The sequence below is a fragment of the Pseudomonas fluorescens genome (assembly GCF_000730425.1).
Lineage (GTDB): Bacteria > Pseudomonadota > Gammaproteobacteria > Pseudomonadales > Pseudomonadaceae > Aquipseudomonas > Aquipseudomonas fluorescens_X.
Genome location: NZ_CP008896.1, coordinates 4,477,849 through 4,496,949 on the forward strand (window position 1 = coordinate 4,477,849; position 19,101 = coordinate 4,496,949).

The 19,101-nt window shown below is 61.7% G+C and carries 14 protein-coding genes and 1 pseudogene; 13 read left to right on the top strand and 2 right to left on the bottom strand.

The annotated features are described in order from the left end of the window. The first annotated feature begins 97 nt into the window (after window positions 1-97). From waaF to HZ99_RS20005, 7 genes are read left to right on the top strand one after another with little or no spacing between them, the layout of a single operon-like run. Window positions 98-1,132 carry a lipopolysaccharide heptosyltransferase II gene (waaF, locus tag HZ99_RS19975; protein ID WP_038445514.1) on the top strand — a complete coding sequence of 345 codons (1,035 nt, stop codon included), beginning with the start codon at window positions 98-100 and terminating at the stop codon, window positions 1,130-1,132. A gap of 1 nt (window position 1,133) precedes the next feature. After that, window positions 1,134-2,195: a lipopolysaccharide heptosyltransferase I gene (gene waaC / locus HZ99_RS19980; RefSeq protein WP_038445516.1), complete on the top strand. Its 1,062-nt coding sequence runs from the start codon at window positions 1,134-1,136 to the stop codon at window positions 2,193-2,195. Continuing rightward, a complete protein-coding gene (locus HZ99_RS19985) occupies window positions 2,195-3,316 on the top strand; it encodes a glycosyltransferase family 4 protein (protein WP_038445518.1) in 1,122 nt (373 codons plus the stop codon). Before waaC ends, HZ99_RS19985 begins: the two co-directional genes overlap by 1 nt. Then, a complete protein-coding gene (rfaP, locus tag HZ99_RS19990) occupies window positions 3,316-4,122 on the top strand; it encodes a lipopolysaccharide core heptose(I) kinase RfaP (protein ID WP_038445520.1) in 807 nt (268 codons plus the stop codon). Before HZ99_RS19985 ends, rfaP begins: the two co-directional genes overlap by 1 nt. Beyond that, window positions 4,122-4,856, top strand: a complete 735-nt coding sequence (locus HZ99_RS19995; RefSeq protein ID WP_038445522.1) for a lipopolysaccharide kinase InaA family protein — start codon at window positions 4,122-4,124, stop codon at window positions 4,854-4,856. Before rfaP ends, HZ99_RS19995 begins: the two co-directional genes overlap by 1 nt. Then, window positions 4,853-5,605, top strand: coding sequence for a lipopolysaccharide kinase InaA family protein (locus HZ99_RS20000; protein ID WP_038445524.1), 753 nt, complete (start codon window positions 4,853-4,855; stop codon window positions 5,603-5,605). The genes HZ99_RS19995 and HZ99_RS20000 overlap by 4 nt, the downstream gene beginning before the upstream one ends. After that, entirely contained in the window at window positions 5,605-7,056 is a 1,452-nt protein-coding gene (locus HZ99_RS20005; RefSeq protein ID WP_038445526.1) for a lipopolysaccharide kinase InaA family protein, read from the top strand. Before HZ99_RS20000 ends, HZ99_RS20005 begins: the two co-directional genes overlap by 1 nt. A gap of 109 nt (window positions 7,057-7,165) precedes the next feature. On the opposite strand, the pseudogene HZ99_RS20010 reads toward HZ99_RS20005, so the two are convergent. Then, window positions 7,166-9,247: pseudogene (locus HZ99_RS20010) on the bottom strand (TonB-dependent receptor family protein). Between the two features lie 448 nt (window positions 9,248-9,695). Here HZ99_RS20010 and HZ99_RS20015 point away from each other — a divergent pair. From HZ99_RS20015 to HZ99_RS20025, 3 genes are all read left to right on the top strand, one after another. Then, window positions 9,696-11,450 (top strand): carbamoyltransferase, encoded by a 1,755-nt coding sequence (locus HZ99_RS20015; protein WP_038445528.1) that lies wholly within the window; start codon window positions 9,696-9,698, stop codon window positions 11,448-11,450. Continuing rightward, the gene (locus HZ99_RS20020; protein WP_038445529.1) at window positions 11,443-12,348 is read left to right on the top strand and encodes a glycosyltransferase family 2 protein; all 906 of its coding nucleotides are present in this window, start codon (window positions 11,443-11,445) and stop codon (window positions 12,346-12,348) included. Before HZ99_RS20015 ends, HZ99_RS20020 begins: the two co-directional genes overlap by 8 nt. Window positions 12,349-12,545: 197 nt before the next feature. Continuing rightward, window positions 12,546-13,982: a hypothetical protein gene (locus tag HZ99_RS20025; RefSeq protein WP_235205536.1), complete on the top strand. Its 1,437-nt coding sequence runs from the start codon at window positions 12,546-12,548 to the stop codon at window positions 13,980-13,982. 2 nt (window positions 13,983-13,984) lie between these two features. On the opposite strand, the gene HZ99_RS20030 is transcribed toward HZ99_RS20025, so the two are convergent. Further along, window positions 13,985-14,641 (bottom strand): phosphotransferase, encoded by a 657-nt coding sequence (locus HZ99_RS20030; RefSeq protein WP_038445532.1) that lies wholly within the window; start codon window positions 14,639-14,641, stop codon window positions 13,985-13,987. Between the two features lie 124 nt (window positions 14,642-14,765). Here HZ99_RS20030 and msbA point away from each other — a divergent pair, with 124 nt between their 5' ends. The 3 genes from msbA to HZ99_RS20045 all read left to right on the top strand — a co-directional run bounded on the left by msbA (window position 14,766) and on the right by HZ99_RS20045 (window position 19,069). After that, window positions 14,766-16,586: a lipid A export permease/ATP-binding protein MsbA gene (gene msbA / locus HZ99_RS20035; RefSeq protein ID WP_038445534.1), complete on the top strand. Its 1,821-nt coding sequence runs from the start codon at window positions 14,766-14,768 to the stop codon at window positions 16,584-16,586. 105 nt (window positions 16,587-16,691) lie between these two features. Next, a complete protein-coding gene (gene hldE / locus HZ99_RS20040) occupies window positions 16,692-18,128 on the top strand; it encodes a bifunctional D-glycero-beta-D-manno-heptose-7-phosphate kinase/D-glycero-beta-D-manno-heptose 1-phosphate adenylyltransferase HldE (RefSeq protein ID WP_038445536.1) in 1,437 nt (478 codons plus the stop codon). Between the two features lie 11 nt (window positions 18,129-18,139). After that, the gene (locus tag HZ99_RS20045) at window positions 18,140-19,069 is read left to right on the top strand and encodes an NAD-dependent epimerase/dehydratase family protein (protein ID WP_038445538.1); all 930 of its coding nucleotides are present in this window, start codon (window positions 18,140-18,142) and stop codon (window positions 19,067-19,069) included. Window positions 19,070-19,101 lie beyond the last annotated feature (32 nt).

The following is a 19,101-nucleotide window of genomic DNA, read 5'->3' on the forward strand; positions in this document are numbered from 1 at the left end:
TTATCGCTGGCAAGCCAGCTCCTACAATTGTTCGTCTCCTACAGAAATTTTCGAGGCGGGGAGGCATGAGCCTCCCCGAATCGTTTGTGGAAACTACATGAATATTCTGATCGTTGGGCCCAGTTGGGTCGGTGACATGGTGATGGCGCAGACACTGTTCCAGTGCCTGAAACAGCGTCATCCCGACTGCCAAATCGACGTGCTCGCACCCGAGTGGAGCCGGCCGATCCTGGAACGCATGCCCGAGGTGCGGCAGGCCTTGAGCTTCCCGCTCGGCCATGGCGCGCTGGAACTGGCGACCCGACGGCGTATCGGCAAGTCCCTGGCCGGCCAGTATGACCAGGCGATCCTGCTGCCCAACTCGATGAAGTCGGCGCTGGTGCCGTTCTTTGCCGGCATCCCCAAGCGCACCGGCTGGCGCGGCGAATTTCGCTACGGCCTGCTCAATGATGTGCGCAAGCTCGACAAGGCCCGCTACCCGCTGATGATCGAGCGCTTCATGGCCCTGGCCTACGCGCCTGATGCCGAGTTGCCGACGCCGTACCCGCGGCCGAGCCTGCGAATCGACCCGGTTACTCGCGATGCGGCGCTGGCCAAGTTCGGCCTGAGCCTGGACCGGCCGGTGCTGGCGCTGTGTCCGGGCGCCGAGTTTGGCGAGTCCAAGCGCTGGCCGTCGGAGCATTACGCGAAGGTCGCCGAGCTGAAAATCCGCGAAGGCTGGCAAGTCTGGCTGTTTGGCTCGAAAAACGATCACTCGGTGGGTGAAGACATTCGCCAACGCCTGATCCCCGGTCTGCGCGAAGAAGCGGTCAACCTCAGTGGCGATACGTCGCTGGCCGAGGCGATCGACCTGTTGTCCTGCGCCGATTCGGTGGTGTCCAACGACTCCGGCCTGATGCACGTAGCCGCTGCGCTGAACCGCCCGCTGGTGGCGGTGTATGGCTCCACGTCGCCAGGCTTTACGCCGCCGTTGGCCGACAAGGTCGAAGTGGTGCGCCTGGGCCTGGATTGCAGCCCGTGCTTTGAGCGCACCTGCCGTTTCGGCCACTACAACTGCTTGCGCCAGTTGTTGCCCGATTCGGTAGCCGAGGCTTTGCAGCGCTTGCAAGGCAACGTGGTCGAGGTTCATTGAGTTGCGGGTACTGGTAATCAAGACCTCATCCCTGGGCGATGTGATCCACGCCTTGCCGGCATTGACCGACGCGGCCCGGGCCATTCCGGGGATTCGCTTCGACTGGGTGGTGGAAGAGGGTTTCGCCGAGATCCCCACCTGGCATCCGGCGGTGGACAAGGTGATCCCCGTGGCGATTCGTCGCTGGCGCAAGAACCTCTGGCAGACCTTCAAGAGTGGCGAATGGCGCCGCTTCAAGCAGCAGATCCAGTCCACCAAATATGACCTGGTGATCGACGCCCAGGGCTTGCTGAAAAGCGCCTGGCTGACCCGCTATGTGCGGGCGCCGGTGGCGGGTTTCGACCAGCAATCGGCCCGTGAGCCCATCGCCGCGCGCTTCTACTCCCGACGCCTGGCGGTTGCCCGTGGCCAGCATGCGGTAGAGCGCTTGCGCCAGTTGTTCGCCGTGGCCCTGGGCTATGACCTGCCCAAGGGCCTGGGGGATTACGGCCTGAGCACCGAAAAACTGCTGGGCCTGCCGCCGAAAAAACCCTTCGTACTGCTGCTCCACGGCACCACCTGGGACACCAAGCACTGGCCCGAAGCCTACTGGCGCGACCTGGCCGAACGCATGGGCAGCCTGGGGGTGGATGTGAAGTTGCCGTGGGGCAACGCCGCCGAAAAAGCTCGGGCCGAGCGCCTGGCCCAAGGCCTGGCCAACGCCGAAGTGTTGCCCAGGCTGAACCTGGCGGGTGTGGCGCGGGTATTGGCCGGCGCCCGGGCCTGTGTGGCCGTGGATACTGGCCTTGGGCACCTGGCTGCTGCGCTGGATGTGCCGACGATCTCCCTGTTCGGCCCGACCAACCCCGGCCTGACGGGGGCCTACGGCAAGGCGCAGATCCATCTGGGCAGCGACTTCCCCTGTGCGCCCTGCCTGCAAAAGAAATGCACCTACCAACCGACGGCTGAAGACCAGCGCCGGTTTGATCTCAAGCGCGAGTGGCCGTTGTGCTTTACTCGCCTGAACCCTGAGCGTGTGGCCAGCCGACTGAGCACGTTGTTATTGGCTGAGGAGCTGCACTGATGCAACTGGCATTTGTACTGTACAAATATTTCCCCTTTGGCGGCTTGCAGCGCGACTTCATGCGCATCGCCCTGGAGTGCCAGCGGCGCGGCCACCAGATTCGTGTCTACACCCTGATCTGGGAGGGCGACGTGCCTCCCGGCTTCGAAGTGCTGGTGGCGCCGGTCAAGGCGTTCTTCAACCATCGGCGCAACGAGAAATTGACCGACTGGATGCAGGCCGACCTGGCCAAGCGCCCAGTGGACCGCTTGATCGGCTTCAACAAGATGCCTGGCCTGGACGTGTACTACGCCGCCGACGGCTGTTTTGAGGACAAGGCGCAGAACCTGCGGCATTCGCTGTATCGCCGCTTTGGCCGCTACCGGCACTTTGCCGAGTACGAGCGCGCGGTGTTTGCCAGGGAGGCCAAGACCGAAGTACTGATGATCTCCGAGGTCCAGCAGCCGCTGTTTATCAAACACTACGACACGCCGCTGGCGCGCTTCCACCTGTTGCCACCGGGCATCGCCCAGGACCGTCGGGCGCCGCCGAATGCGGTCGAGATCCGCGCCGGGTTCCGCGCCGAATTCAACCTCGCTGACGACGATCTGCTGCTGGTGCAGATCGGGTCGGGCTTCAAGACCAAGGGCGTGGACCGCAGCCTCAAGGCACTGGCCGCGCTGCCGCCCGACCTGAAACAGCGCACCCGCCTGTTTGTAATTGGCCAGGACGACCCCAAAGTATTCCAACTACAGAGTGCTACCCTTGGCCTGGGCGACAATGTGCAGTTCCTCAAGGGGCGCAGTGATATCCCGCGTTTTCTGCTGGGCGCCGACCTGTTGATCCACCCGGCGTACAACGAAAACACCGGGACCGTGCTGCTCGAAGCGCTGGTGGCCGGGTTGCCGGTATTGGTCACGGCGGTGTGTGGGTATGCCCATTACATCAGTGAGGCCGATTGCGGGCGGGTGCTGGACGAGCCTTTCGAACAGGCCCAGCTCAACCAGTCCCTGGCGGGGATACTCAGCGATCAGCAGCAACGTGCGGCCTGGAGCCGCAATGGTCTGGCCTTCGCCGAGACGGCCGACCTCTATAGCATGCCGCAGCGCGCTGCGGATGTAATTCTGGCGGAGCAACACTGATGAAGTTGATTCTTGCCGAACCGTTCAAGAGCCTTTGGGCCGGACGCGACGCGTTCGCCGAAGTCGAGCTGTTGGACGGTGAGGTTTACCGTGAACTGGAAGCCCGTCGCACCTTGCGCACCGAGGTAGAGGGGCGCGGCTACTTTGTGAAAATCCACCGTGGCATCGGCTGGGGCGAAATCTTCAAGAACCTGCTCACCGCCAAGCTGCCAGTGCTGGGCGCCGGCCAGGAGTGGCAGGCAATCGAGCGCCTGCAACAAGTCGGCGTACCGACCATGACCGCCGTCGCCTACGGCGAGCGCGGTGCCAATCCGGCCGACCAGCATTCCTTTATTGTCACTGAGGAACTGGCGCCGACCATCAGCCTGGAAGACTTCAGCATGGATTGGCTCAAGCAGCCGCCCGAGCCGCGCCTCAAGCGCGCGCTGATTGCCGAGGTGGCCCGCATGACCGGGATGATGCATCGCGCTGGCGTCAACCACCGTGACTGCTACATCTGTCACTTCCTGCTGCACACCGACAAGCCGGTGACCGCCGATGACTTCAAGCTGTCGGTGATCGACCTGCACCGTGCCCAGGTGCGGCCGCGCATCAGTCAGCGCTGGCGCAACAAGGACCTGGCGGCCCTGTATTTCTCGATATTGGATATTGGCCTGACCCGTCGCGACACGTTGCGCTTCCTCAAGGTCTACTTCCAGCAGCCCCTGCGCCAGATCCTGGCCGAGGAAGGCCCGTTGCTGCAGTGGCTGGAGCGCAAGGCCAACAAGCTCTATGACCGCAAAGTCCGGTACGGAGGCGCGCTCTGATGGCGGGTTGGAACCTGGAACCTGCCTACTCGGAGCTTGTGGATGATTTTGGTAGCCTCGAGGCAGTGTTCGCCCTGCAGGGCGAGCGGCTGACCCGTGATCCGCTGTCCGAAGTCATTCGTGTGGAGCGCGGCGGGGTCAACTATTACGTCAAGCGCTACACCGGCGCCGGCAAAGGCTTGCGGCGTTACCTGGGCAAGCCGCGGGTCAAGTCCGAGTGGCAGAACCTCAAGCGCTTCGCCAAGTGGGGCATCCCAACGGCTGAAGTCGTGGCCTGGGGCCTGGAGCGTAACGGCCTGGCCTATGACCGTGGGGCGATGATCACCCGCGAGTTGCCCCGCACCGAAGACCTGGCGGCCCTGGCTGAACGCAAGGACCCGCAATTGTCCGACCCGGTATGGGTCGACAAGGTCAGCCGCCAGCTCGCCGAATATACCCGGACCATGCACGACCACCGGTTTACCCACAACGATTTGAAGTGGCGCAACCTGTTGATCGACGATCAGCAGACCCTGTACCTGATCGACTGCCCCAACGGCGACTTCTGGCGCGGGTTCTGGCTCAAGTACCGGATCACCAAGGACTTGGCCTGCCTGGACAAAGTCGCCAAATACCATCTGTCGGCCACCCAGCGCTTGCGCTTCTACCTGCAATATCGTCGGCGCAAACACCTGAGCGCATCGGATAAACAGCGGATTCGCCATGTGCTGAAGTTTTTCGAGGGACGTGAATGAATGACTTCCTGGCAACTGAAGACCGGGCCTTGCTGGAACGCAATGGCCTGGCTGACTTCGACGCCCTGTGGGCCAGGCAACTGGACGCCGTGGATGAGCCCAACACCAGCCGCGGCGGCTGGAGCAGCGTGTTCCGCCTGGAGCTGGAGGGCCGTGGTTTTTACCTCAAGCGCCAGAGCAACTACCTGACGCGCACCCTGCACCGGCCGTTTGGCGAGCCGACCTTTGCCCGCGAGTTTCGCAATATCAGCCGCTATCGGCAGAAAGCGATCCCGGCCTTGCAGGCCGCTTTCTACGGCGAACGCAAAGTTGCCGGCGAATATCGTGCCTTGCTGCTGACCCGCGCGCTGGATGGCTGGAACGATCTGGATTCGCTGCTTGAACAATGGCCTGCCCTGGGTGAGGCCCAGCACCATGCGATCCTCGTGGCCTGCGGCCAATTGGCGCGCACACTCCATGGCGTCGGCCAGGTGCATGGTTGTTTTTACCCCAAGCATATCTTCCTGCAGGCCACCGGCGACGGTTACGCCGCGCAGTTGATCGACCTGGAAAAAACCCGGCCGCTGTTGCTGGGCCGGCGTGACCGGGTCAAGGACCTGGAGCCACTGCTGCGCCGTGCCGGGGCATGGACAGCAGAGCAGGTGCGAGAATTTTTGGCGGCCTACCTCGACCAGCCAGTGGACAGTTCACTGGTGGATACCTGGGCGCAGTATCTGGCTGGGCGCCGCAGTCACAAGGAGGCCCGCTGATGCGGCTGTCTGAACTCAAAAACGCCGGGCGCACGCCTATGCTGCCTTTGAGTATTGAGTTGGCCGATGCGGCAGGCCCGGGGCAGTTGCAACTGTTGAGTTTGCTGCGGGTACTGCCGGGCCAGCGTTATGTCGGTGCGGCGATCTGGCGTGGCCGGCCGGTGTTGGCCAAATTGCTGGTGGGCCGCAGTGCCGCCCGGCAGTTCCAGCGTGAACTCCAGGGCGTGCGCCTGTTGGCCGAACAAGGCCTGGTCACTCCGCTGTTGCTCGCCGATGGCCTGCAGGACGGCGAGGGCGGCTGGTTGCTGTTTGAGTTTCTCGAAGGGGCCCAGAGCCTGGGCGATGCCTGGTCCGCCGTCGAGGCATTGCCACCCCTGGCCGATGAGCAACAGGCGGTATTGGCGCAAGCGCTGGGTGCGATTGCACAGATGCACGCCAAGGGCCTGTGGCAGGAAGACCTGCATCTGGACAACCTGATGCGTCAGGGCGACAAGCTGTATCTGATCGATGGAGGGGGCGTTTGCGTCGAACAGGCGGGCAAACCCCTGTCACGCAACCGGGTATTGGAAAACCTCGGGGTGTTTTTTGCCCAGTTGCCGAGCGACCTTGAACCGTTCACCGAAGAATTGCTGGTGTACTACCTGTTAAGCAACGGTGAGCACGCGTTGCCCCTCGAAGCCCTGCAAAAGCAGGTGCACAAAGTGCGGGCCTGGCGCCTGAAAGACTTCCTGGGCAAGGTCGGCCGCGAGTGCACCTTGTTCAGCGTGGTGCGCGGGGCCTTTGGGCTGCGGGTGATCCGCCGGGAAGAGGAGGCGACCCTGCTGCCGGTACTGGCAAACGTCGATGGGCTTGTCGGCCAAGGCCAGATGTACAAGGCCGGCGCCTCGGCCACGGTGGCCCGAGTGGATGTGGCCGAGAGACCATTGGTGATCAAACGCTACAACATCAAGGGTTTTGTGCACTGGCTCAAGCGCTTCTGGCGGCCAAGCCGCGCCTGGCACGCCTGGTACGAAGGCAATCGCCTGACGTTCCTGGGGATCGCGACGCCCAAGCCCCTGGCACTTCTGGAGCGGCGCTTTTTCTGGCTGCGCAGCCGGGCTTACCTGGTCACCGAGCATTTGGCCGGGCCAGACCTGATTGAGCATCTGGCCCCTTATGTCGAAAGCGGCGAGGTACCCGAGCCCGAACTGTTGGCCCTGGAGCGCCTGTTTGGCGAACTGATTCGCGAGCGGATCAGTCATGGCGATTTCAAGGGGCGCAACCTGTTCTGGCAGGGCGGGCGCTGGGTGCTGATCGATCTGGATTCGATGTGCCAGCACCGCTCGCTGAGTAGCTTTGCACCGGCGTTTGCCAAGGATCGTGCGCGATTTATGCGCAACTGGCCGGTCGACAGCGCGCTGTATCGCGTGATCGATCAGCGCCTGCCTAAAAGGGTCGACACTGGCGCTTGAATCGAGCCTTTGGCCCATCGCTGGCAAGCCAGCTCCCGCAGGTAGTCGCGGTCCTCTGTGGGAGCAGGCTTGGCCGCGATGGCGTCAGGCGTGACGCCGCAATATCCGATCAGAACTGGTATTCGGCCCCAGCGCCGGCATACCAGGACCGCCCCGGTGCCGCCTCGTAATAGCGCCCATTGCTGTCGCCAACAATCACCGATCCCACGTATTGGCGATCCAGCAAATTATCCAGGCGCAAGGTCTGGTGAAAGGTCCAGTGCTCTACCTTCTGCTCAAACCGCGCACGCCAGTTGAACACGCTATAGCCCGGCGCCGCGTGCGCCTGGTTGGTGTCTTCGACATAGATCTTGCTGCGGTACATGCCTTCGACGGCGGTGCTGACCCAGTCCCGTGGTTTCCAGTTCAACTCGGCAAAGAGCAGGGTTTGCGGGACGCCGGGTAGGTAGTTGCCCTTTTTCACGTTGCTGAAGTCACTGTCGTAGGTAGCTTGCAGGCGGGTGTAGGCGAGGTTGGCGCTCCATTGTTCGCTCAGTTGGCTTTCCACGCCCAGTTCAAAGCCGCGGCGTAGGGTGCGGCCGGCGTTTTGGTAGCTGGTGCGCCCGCCATTGGACTGTGCGACTACCAACTCATCCTCGGTGGTGATCTGGAATACGGCAGCGTTGAGCCGCGTACTGTTGTTCACCTGCGCCTTCAAACCCACTTCATATTGAGTGCTTTCTGAGGGCTTCAGGCCAAAGTTGAAACCTTCGATGGCACCCGGGGCATAGGCCATTTCTGCCTGTGTCGGCGTTTCAAAGCCCTTGCCGGCGCTGACGTAGCCATGCAGGTCAGGGGTGAAGGCGTACATCACGCTCATCGAGGGCGTGTTCTTCTGGTAGGTCTTGTTGCCGCTGGCATCGCCATTGCTCAGGAACTGGTCATCGACGTCCATCTCCATCGTGCTGTGGCGCAGCCCGGCTTGCAGGGTCCAGCGCTCGATGGCCCAGTTGGCCTGGACATACGGGTCGAGGCTACGGGCGGTGTCGATTTCATTGCGACGCAACTCACCTTTCACGCCCAGGGTATTGCCGCTGTAGTTCTGGTAGCCGTGGCGGCTGTCTTCGCTCTGGTCGAAGTCCAGGCCGGTGATGATCATCAGCTCGCCCGGTGCGCTGTCGATAGGCTGCATCCAGCGCACGCCACCGCCGTAGAACTTGCGGTCGAATTGCACCACGCCGCCGCCGCGTTCGTTGCTCGGGACGCCCTTGGGAATCGACAAATACTGAATCACACTCCGCCGCCCGGTATAGGCATTCACCTGCAACGTCGCATCGCCAATATAGCGCTCGTAATTCATCCCCAACTGCTGGTGGTCAATGCTCTTGCGCGTGTTGTACGCCAGGGCATTGCTGCTGACCGAGCGTGGGTCGGCCTTGTAGCCTGCTCAGGTCTGCCCCAGCGGATCCTGGGTGCCGTTCTGCTCCAGGCTGCTGTAGATCAGGGCCAGCTTGCTGTCGTCATCGGGCTCGACGTTGAGCTTGGCGAACGTCTGGTCGCGACGGGCGCTGCTGTGGTCGCGGTAGCCGTCGGTGTCCATGCGCGAGGCGTCGAGGACAAACCCCGCGCCTTGAACCGCGCCTTCGGCGCTGAGGTGGTTTTTGTTCAGGCCGTCGCTGCCGACCAGGGTTTCGGCGCCGATACGGGGCGGGCCTTCACCGTTGCGCGAGAACATCTGGATCACCCCGCCGGCGTTGCTGCCATACAGGGTGGCGGCCGGGCCGCGCAGGACTTCGATGCGGTCCGCCGTGTCGAGGTTGAAGGTGGCGGCCTGGCCCTGGCCATCCGGGGTGCTGGCGGGGATGCCATCGGCAATCAGCTTGATCCCGCGCACGCCAAACGCCGAGCGCGCGCCAAAGCCGCGGGAAGAAACCTGCAGGTCCTGGGCATAGTTCTGGCGGTTCTGCACCACCAGCCCCGGTACGCGGGACAGGGCTTCGGAGGCATTGATGCCCAACTGGCCGTCGCTGATCTGCTCACGGCTGATGCTGTCCACCGAGTAGGGCAGGTCGAAGCTGCGGCTGGCGCTGCGCGAGCCCGTCACCACGCTGGGATCGAGGATCAGCGGGGCATCTTCTGCCAGGGCGCTTTGCTGCAGGCCCAGCAGGCCAGGGAGCAACATCGCAAAACAGGTGGGTACAACGACTTTCATGAGCAAACCAACTTCCATGATGCGCAGCGCGGGCGCGGAAAAAAGGGCGCGAGTTTAACGATTTTGCGAGACGTTTTTGAAGAATATTCCTGCACAATGCCGGCATATTCGTCTTACACGGCTTTGGGTTAGGCTATCGGCCCCATACTCAGGAGGGTTGCCAGCGAATCCTACAAATATTCTGCTGCTTGCCGCCATTGTCCTTTCGACCACGGTCTGTGGCACCTTCGATACTTTGGTACTGCCCCGCGCCGTTTACCCGTAGAACCACGATGGTAGTATCGAGACTTTCCAATGATGTCTCTTGTTTCTCCGTGCCATTTGCGGCTAGAGGCGTTTTGCCGCTTTTAAGCTATAATCCCGCCCTTTAGCTTTTCTCGCTGAGGCGAGAGGCACACATTTTTCGGGCGCAAGCGCCTGCATGCAGACTAAAAGAGGCTAGACCCCAGTGGCATTGACGATTCTTGGCCTGTCCGGCGCCCTTAGCCATGATCCTTCCGCAGCGTTGTATATCGACGGCAAGTTGATCGCGGCCGCCGAAGAAGAGCGCTTCGTACGCGATAAACATGCAAAGAACCGCATGCCCTACGAGTCAGCGAAGTTCTGCCTGGAGCAGGCCGGTATCAAACCTGGCGACGTTGATGTGGTGGCGATCCCGTTTGCCCCGATCAGCCTGTTCGGCGAAGCCCGCTGGCACTACGCCAAGCGTTACTGGTACGCGCCGGACCGCGCCCTTGACGCGATCCTGATGGGCAACCGTCGCTACAAGCGCTACCGCAACAAGATTGTCTGGTGCCTGGAGCAGTTGGGTTTTGATCCGAAGAAGATCAAGATCGAGCCGGTTGAACACCACCTGGCCCACGCCTCCAGCGCCTATCACTGCTCCGGTTTCCAGGAGAAGACCGCGATCCTCGGGATCGACGGCAAGGGCGAGTACGCCACGACCTTCTTCGGTTATGGCGAGAACGGCAAGATCCACAAGATCAAGGAATTCTTTGACCCGGACTCCCTGGGTGGCCTGTACGGCGCAATCACCGAGTTCCTGGGCTTCGAGATGCTCGACGGCGAGTTCAAGGTCATGGGCATGGCGCCGTATGGCGATGCCAGCAAGTACGACTTCTCGCGCCTGGCTTCCTTTGAAAACGGCGAATTGGTGATCAACACCGACTACGCCAACGTCATTGGCCTGCGCCGCTATAAAGAGAAGGGCAAGGGGTTCTACTTCTCGCCAAAACTGATCGAGTGGCTGGGTCCCAAGCGCGAAGGCGACATCGCCGACGAACCGTACATCCACTACGCAGCAAGCATGCAGGCCCTGTTCGAGAAGCTGGCCTTGCAGATGATCGACCACTACCTGGGCGATATCCTCAAGGAAACCGGCAAGCTGGCCTTTGCCGGTGGCTGCGCGCTGAACGTCAAGTTGAACCAGAAGATCATTGCCCGTGACGACGTCAAGGAGCTGTTCGTACAGCCGGCGTCCGGCGATGCCGGCACCGCCGTGGGCGCGGCGGCTTATGTGTCCCATGCCCGTGGTGTGCCGGTGGAGAAGATGGAGCATGTCTATCTCGGCCCGTCCTACAGCAACGAAGAAGTGATTGCTGCCTGCGCCAAGCACCCGAGCAAGCCAAAGTGGCGCCAGATCGACGACATGCCCAAGCGTATCGCCCAGATCATGGTCGACGGCAACCCGGTGGCCTGGTTCCAGGGGCGCATGGAGTTCGGTCCGCGCGCCCTGGGCGGTCGTTCGATCATCGGTTGCCCGAGCGCCGTGGGCGTGGCTGACCGGATCAACCATCAGATCAAGTTCCGCGAGCGCTGGAGGCCTTTCTGCCCGTCGATGCTCGACACCGTCGCCCCGCAGATGATCAAGGTCGATCACCCGGCCCCGTTCATGACCTTCACCTTTGAAGTGGCGCAAGAATGGAAAACCCGCGTGCCGGAAGTGGTCCATGAAGATGGCACTTCCCGCGCCCAGGTGCTCAAGCGCGAGTACAACCCGCGCTACTACGACATGATGAAAGAGCTGGAAGTGCTGACCGGTAACGGTGTGTCCCTGAACACCTCGCTCAACCGTCGTGGCGAAGCGATGATCTGCTCGCCGACCGATGCGTTGAATATGTTCTTCGGCTCCGACCTGCAGTACCTGATCATGGAAGACATCCTGGTCGTCAAAGACGGTGTGGAAGGGCAAGTCATTGACTGAAGCACTGATTGGCGTCGTCATCCCCGCCTACAACTATGCGCGCACCCTGGGGCGTGCGGTTGAATCGGTGCTGGCGCAACTCGACGAAGCCGATGCGCAGTTGCTGGTGATTGATGACGGCTCTACCGACGAGACGCCTCAGGTGTTGCAGGCGCTGCTGGCCAAGCACCCCGGGCGTTTCCAGGCGCTACGCAAGCCCAATGGCGGCCTGGCCTCGGTGCGCAATCGCGGGATTGAAGAGTCTGCGGGTCGGTACCTGATGTTCCTGGACGCCGATGATGAGATGGCGCCAGGTGCCCTGGCCCTGGTCGCGCAGCATATTGCCACGCACCCGGACAGCCGCCTGATCATCGGTGGCCACTGGTCGGTGTTCGAGGATGGCAAGCGTCGCCTGCACACCGTCAAGCCGCTGCCTGCGACCCCATACCAGCGGGTGCGCGGGTATTTGCTGGACAAGACCATTGCGATTTCCAATGGTGCCTGCGCCATGCACCGGGACATCTTCGTGGTAGGCAACTACCCGGAGCGCATGCGCAATGCCGAGGATATCCCGGTGTTCGCCCAGGCCCTGGCGCGCGTGCCCTGCACGGTTATCGACCAGCCACTGGCGTTGATCTACAAGCATGCAGACAGCTTGCGACATGACATCAATCACAGTATCGCGGCGGGCGTGAGCCTGGTTGACGAGGTGTTCTCGCCAGTGCGCATGCCCGCAGAGCTGCAAGGCCTGCGCAGGGCTTTTATGGCGCAGCGCTGCCTGTCGCTGTTTCGCAATTGCTTCAGTGCTGGGGAATACACGCTTGCCAGGCAGTTTTACTGCCAGGCAGTGCGCACGGATTGGCGCGCCCTGACGCGCTGGTCATATACACGCAAAGCGCTTCAGCTATTGTTCAAGTAAGGGTTTTATAGCCTGTTACGCTACGCCGCAAATCACCGATACAGCGCCTGAGTTGATTGTCATGACCGGGCGTTTGGTTTTTGCGGCGCGATGATTTTTCTGGAATGTCTGTTTTCCAAACCTTGTGCGCGCAATGTGACACCAGGTTTTAAGGGGGGGGTGTGGTTGGTATAGGCAGCAAGGTGTGGACACGGGTTTTGAATGTTGTCGTCGAGCATCCCGTTCGAGTGGCATTTTTCGGGAGCCTGCTGCTATCCCTGATCGCTGTATGGGGCGCAGCGACTGTTGGGCGTGATGCTGCTTTCTACCTGACCATTGCCCAGGACGTTCAGGTCCATGGCTCGAAAGCGGCCTTTGAAACCTTCAACTGGCCCTGGTTCTCCCTGCTCCTGGCGGGCACCCATGCGGTTTTGGCGCTGCCCATCGAACTGAGTGCTTATTTGTGGTGTTCGCTGTTTGCCGCCGGGACCTGTGCGCTGCTGGTTGACTGCGTGCGCCAGCGTTCGGTGCAGGTTGCGCCATGGGCCTGCCTGGTGGTGTTGGCGATGCCGGCGTTCAACCAGTTCCGTGGCGAGATCCTGCGTGAGTTCGGCTTCTGGTTCTTCTGCAGCCTGACATTCTGGCTGGCCATGCGTTGGCAGGCCCGTGGGGGATGGTTGCGGGCGGCCACCCTCCACCTGGCGATTGTCGCAGCGGCAGCCTTCCGGCTGGAGGCATTGTTGCTGTTACCGGCGCTGGGCTTATGGCAGTTGCCTGGCCTGTGGCTGCGCGAGCGGCGCCTGGCGCTCGCGCAGTTTGTTGCACTGCCACTGCTGGGTGTGGTGACGGGGCTGGTGCTGGTCTCGGTGACGGGTGGTTTTTCGTCGGCGCGCGTTGCCTACTATCTGGATTTGATCAACCCGAGCAGTGTGCTGGCGTCGTTTGAGCTGCTGCGTGAGCAGTTTGCCAACTCGCTGATCAACAAGTACTCCCAGGACGAAGCAGGACGAATCATCTTTTTTGGCATCCTGGCGGCCATGGCAATCGGGTTTGTGAATATTTGCGGACCGTTTGCCGTGCCGTTCTTGCTGGGCCGCAACTGGCAGTCGATAAAGCGCTATTGGCATGAGTACCGGCCCTTTGCCTGGGCGGCGGCGTTGTACCTGTTGGTACTGCTGCTGTTCTTTATCAAGCAGCAGTTCATGAACCTGCGCTACATGAGCTTCTTGAACTTGCTGTTTGTGCCGGCCTTGGCGCTGGCCTTGCAGATGTTCGCCCAACAGTTCCCGCGCCTGGGCAAGGTTCTGGTAGCGGTAGGCCTGTTGGTGATGCTGTCCAATGTGGTGTCCAGCGGGCCGGGCAAGGTCCAGTACGTCGATGCCGGGCGCTGGATGGCGGCGAATGTCGAGCCGGATGTCCCGGCGTATTTCGACGACGGGCGGATCGGCTATTACGCCGGGCGCGGTTATCAGCTCAAGCAATTGACCCGGGAAGCCGCCATGTCGCCGGCCCATGTGGACCAATTCCGCTACTTCCTGATTGAGGCCCGTGGCAACGAGCCGTGGCTCACCCGCTGGCTGGCCGAGCGCGACCTGCGCATCGTCGAGCGCTTCGCCAATCGCCGAGGCGCCACGGTACTGATCATCACCCGGTGAGATCAGTCCAGCAGTTGCCGCAGACGCTCGATCAGCGGCGCCTGCTGGCTACCTGTTGGCAAGCCCTGGCGATAGCCCTCGAAGAAGGCTTGCCCGGCATCATCGCCCAGCAGCCACTGGCGATCCTCCTGGTAGCGCCGCAGATGGCTGAAGTTACGCAGCCGTTTGCTTTGGCTCAGTGGGGCGCTCTGGCAGCTCAGGTCGGCAATGTCGATCAGCCCCAGGGTGTTTTCCGGTGTCAGGACCACGTTGCCAAAGTGCAGCGAGCGAAAGTACACGCCTTTCTCATGCAGTTGCGCAATGAAGTAGCCAAGGCGCCCTCGCAGGGCGTCGGCGTCTTGCTTGGCGAGCTTGAGCTGGCGGATGGTTTCCCCGGCCAGCGGGCTGTAGTACACCGCATCCCGCGCAATGCTGGGGATGCGATACACCGCGATGATGCGCGGGCAGGGGATGCCCCGTTGCTGTAGCGCACGGGTATTGTTGGCGAAGCGTTGTGCATAGGGGTAGAACAGCGCCGAACTGAGCAGGCGCTTGCGCCGGAACAGTTTGAGCATGCAGCCATCGGTCAACCGGAGCACCTTGTCGCCAGAACCATCGGCTTCCAGCACCTGCGCGCCGGCGCGCAATGCTTCATAGGTGTTGTGATCGATTACTTGCATGCCTGACTCCCATCAATAGCCGGTTATCTTAACCGACTTGGTGCAAGGCTGGCCCCTGCTCATGTTTTTTGGGGCGAAGAGGCCTGTGATATGATCCGCGCCTTACTGATTTGCGCGGATTCCCATGAGCAGTCCTGAACCGAAAACCCAGTCGACGCTGGCGATTTACTTTCGCCTGCTGACTTACGTACGGCCTTATGTGGGTCTGTTCATCCTGAGTATCGTCGGGTTCCTGATCTTCGCATCGACCCAGCCGATGCTCGCTTACATCCTCAAGTATTTCGTCGATGGCCTGGCGAACCCCGAGGCCAGTCTGTTTCCCGGCAACCCGTATCTGGGCAAGTTGCAACTGCTGGAAACCGTGCCGCTGATGATCGTGCTGATCGCAGCCTGGCAGGGTGTGGGTTCTTTCCTCGGTAACTTCTTCCTGGCCCGGGTTTCCCTGGGGCTGGTCCACGACCTGCGCGTGGTGCTGTTCAACAAGCTGCTGGAGTTGCCGAACCGTTTCTTTGACAAGAACAACTCCGGCCACCTGATTTCCCGCATTACCTTCAACGTCACCATGGTCACCGGTGCGGCCACCGATGCGATCAAGGTGGTTATCCGTGAAGGCATGACCGTGATTTTCCTGTTCTGCACCCTGGTCTGGATGAACTGGAAACTGACCCTGGTAATGCTGGCGATCCTGCCGGTGATCGGCATGATGGTGAACAGCACCAGCCGTAAATTCCGCAAGCAAAGCAAGAAAATCCAGGTGTCCATGGGCGATGTGACCCATGTGGCCTCCGAGACGATCCACGGCTACCGCGTGGTCCGCAGCTTTGGCGGCGAGCAGTATGAAAAGGTGCGCTTCGAACAGGCGAGTCTGAGCAATACCGAGAAGCAACTGGCGATGACCAAGACCGGCGCGGTGTACACGCCGATGTTGCAGTTGGTGACCTACAGTGCAATGGCCGTGGTCATGTTCCTGGTCCTGTATCTGCGTGGCGATGCGTCGCCGGGCGACCTGGTGGCCTATATCACCATGGCCGGCCTGTTGCCCAAGCCCATTCGCCAGCTCTCCGAAGTCAGCTCGACTATCCAGAAAGGCGTGGCAGGGGCCGAAAGCATTTTCGAGCAACTGGATGAGCCGGTAGAGGTCGACCAGGGCGTGATTGAACATGAGCGTCTGGCTGGGCGTATCGAGGTGCGCAACCTCAGCTTCCAGTACCCGGAAAGCGACAAGAAGGTGCTCAACGACATCAGCTTTATCGTCGAGCCAGGGCAAATGGTCGCGCTGGTGGGGCGTTCGGGCAGCGGCAAGTCGACCCTGGCGGGCTTGATCCCGCGCTTCTATCAGCATGAGCACGGGCAGATCCTGCTCGATGGCGTACGTGTCCAGGATTTCACCCTGCGCAACCTGCGCCGGCAAATCGCCCTGGTGACCCAGCAGGTCACCTTGTTCAACGACACCGTGACCAACAACATCGCCTACGGCGACCTGGCCGGCGCGCCAACCGAGGCGGTGCACCATGCCGCTCGCGAAGCGTATGCCGATGAGTTCATCGTGAAGATGCCCCAGGGCTATGAAACCCTGGTAGGCGAGAACGGCGTGCTGCTGTCCGGCGGCCAGCGCCAGCGCATCGCGATTGCCCGGGCCTTGCTCAAGGATGCACCGCTGCTGATCCTCGACGAGGCAACCTCGGCCCTGGATACCGAGTCCGAGCGTCATATCCAGGCGGCCCTGGATCATGTGGTGAAAAACCGCACGACCCTGGTAATTGCCCACCGCTTGAGCACCATCGAGAAAGCCGACCTGATCCTGGTGATGGACGACGGCCAGATCGTCGAGCGCGGCACCCATGTCGAGTTGCTGGCGAAGAATGGCTACTACGCCCGTTTGCACGCCAAGGAGTTCGAAGAGGGCGACGCAGTGGCGCCTTCCCACGTGACGGATGCCTATTGAGGCGCCATTGCCGCCGGGCTGGGATCGACCGTCAGGATTGAATCGGTCGATGCTTTTCCCTGTGCTAATATCGCGCCCCTGTTCATTTTGTATGTGGGTTGCTCCATGAAGTTGTCCATGCCGCGATTCGATCAAGCCCCTGTCTTGGTGGTCGGCGATGTCATGCTCGACCGTTACTGGCATGGCGGTACCTCACGGATTTCCCCTGAGGCACCGGTACCGGTAGTCAAGGTCGAGCAAATCGAAGACCGCCCGGGCGGCGCTGCCAACGTCGCCCTTAACATCGCCGCACTGGGCGCCCCGGCCTCCCTGGTCGGCGTGACCGGCGACGACGAAGCCGCCGACAGCCTGACCAACAGCCTGCGCGGCGCTGGCGTGCGTGCCCTGTTCCAGCGCATTGCCCACCAGCCGACCATCGTCAAGCTGCGGGTCATGAGCCGTCACCAGCAATTGCTGCGTATCGACTTTGAAGAGCCCTTCGCCACCGACGCCCTGGCCCTCAGTGATCAGGTCGACGCGTTGCTCGAAGGTATCAAGGTGCTGGTGCTGTCGGACTACGGCAAAGGCGCGTTGAAAAACCACCAGGTGTTGATCCAGGCGGCCAAGGCCCGTGGCATTCCCGTGCTGGCCGATCCCAAGGGCAAGGACTTCTCGGTCTACCGGGGCGCGAGCCTGATCACGCCGAATCTCAGCGAATTTGAAACCATCGTCGGCGGCTGCGCCGATGAGCATGAGCTGGTGAGCAAAGGCGCAAGCCTGATGGCTGACCTCGACCTTGGCGCCTTGCTGGTGACCCGTGGCGAACATGGCATGACCCTGCTGCGCCCCGATCATCCGGCGATGCACTTGCCAGCGCGGGCGCGGGAAGTGTTCGACGTCACTGGCGCCGGCGACACCGTGATCTCCACCCTGGCGGCGGCAATCGCGGCGGGCGAGGAATTGCCCCATGCGGTGGCCCTGGCCAACCTCGCGGCGAGCATCGTTGTCGGCAAGCTGGGTACGGCGTCCATCAGCGCTCCGGAACTGCGTCGCGCGATCCAGCGCGAGGAAGGCTCGGAGCGTGGCGTGTTGAGTCTTGAGCAATTGCTGCTGGCGATTGACGATGCCCGCGCCCATAACGAAAGCATCGTCTTTACCAACGGTTGCTTCGATATCCTGCACGCCGGCCATGTGACTTACCTGGAACAGGCACGTGCCCAGGGCGATCGCCTGATCGTGGCGATCAACGACGATGCGTCGGTCAGCCGCCTGAAAGGGCCGGGCCGGCCCATCAACAGTGTGGACCGGCGCATGGCGGTCCTGGCGGGTTTGGGTGCGGTGGACTGGGTTATCAGCTTTTCCGAGGGGACCCCGGAAAACCTGCTGGCCCAGGTCAAGCCAGATGTGTTGGTCAAGGGCGGTGATTACTCGGTCGACCAGGTGGTCGGCGCCGATATCGTCAATGCCTACGGTGGCAAGGTCAAAGTCCTGGGGTTGGTGGAGAACAGCTCGACCACCGCGATTGTCGAAAAAATCCGCCAAACCAACGATGCCGCTCAATAGGTTTTACCGCTATGTCTGATGCTCTCGTACTGATTACCGGCGGTGCTGGCTTTATCGGTTCCAATCTGGTCGATGCGCTGCTAGCCAAGGGCTATGCGGTACGCGTGCTGGATAACCTGTCCACCGGCAAGCGCAGCAACCTGCCCCTGGATAACCCGCGCCTGCAACTGCTGCAAGGCGACGTGGCCGATGCGGCCCTGGTGGCCCGAGCAGCGGTGGGGGCGACAGCGGTAGTGCACCTGGCGGCAGTCGCCTCGGTGCAGGCGTCGGTGGATGACCCGGTCAGTACGCACCAGAGCAACTTCGTGGGTAGCCTGAATGTCTGCGAAGCCATGCGCCAGGCTGGAGTCAAGCGCGTAGTGTTTGCCTCCAGTGCGGCGGTGTATGGCAACAACGGTGAAGGGGACTCCATCGATGAGCAAACTGCCAAGGCCCCGTTGACGCCTTACGCTTCGGACAAGCTGGCCAGTGAGCACTACTTTGATTTCTACCGTCGCCAGCATGGCCTGGAGCCGGTGATTTTCCGCTTTTTCAATATTTTTGGCCCGCGCCAGGATCCTTCATCCCCGTATTCCGGGGTGATCAGTATCTTCAGCGAGCGCGCGCAAAAAGGCCTGCCGATTGCGGTATTCGGCGACGGTGAGCAAACCCGGGACTTCATGTACGTCGGGGATCTGGTGGCCGTGCTGGTGCAGGCCCTGGAAATGCCTGAAGCACCCCTGGGCGCAATCAATGTCGGCTGGAACCGCACCACCACCCTCAAGCAGTTGCTGCAGGCGCTATCGGAAATCGTCGGCGCGTTGCCGGCCGTCAGCTACACGGCGCCGCGCTCGGGGGATATCCGGCACTCAAGGGCCAATAACCAGCGCTTGGCGGCGAGCTTCACGTTGCCTGAGCCAACGCCGTTGAAGGTTGGCCTGGAAAAGCTGCTCCACGGCTGAGCCCTTATTCCCTGTAGGAGCCGGCTCCTACA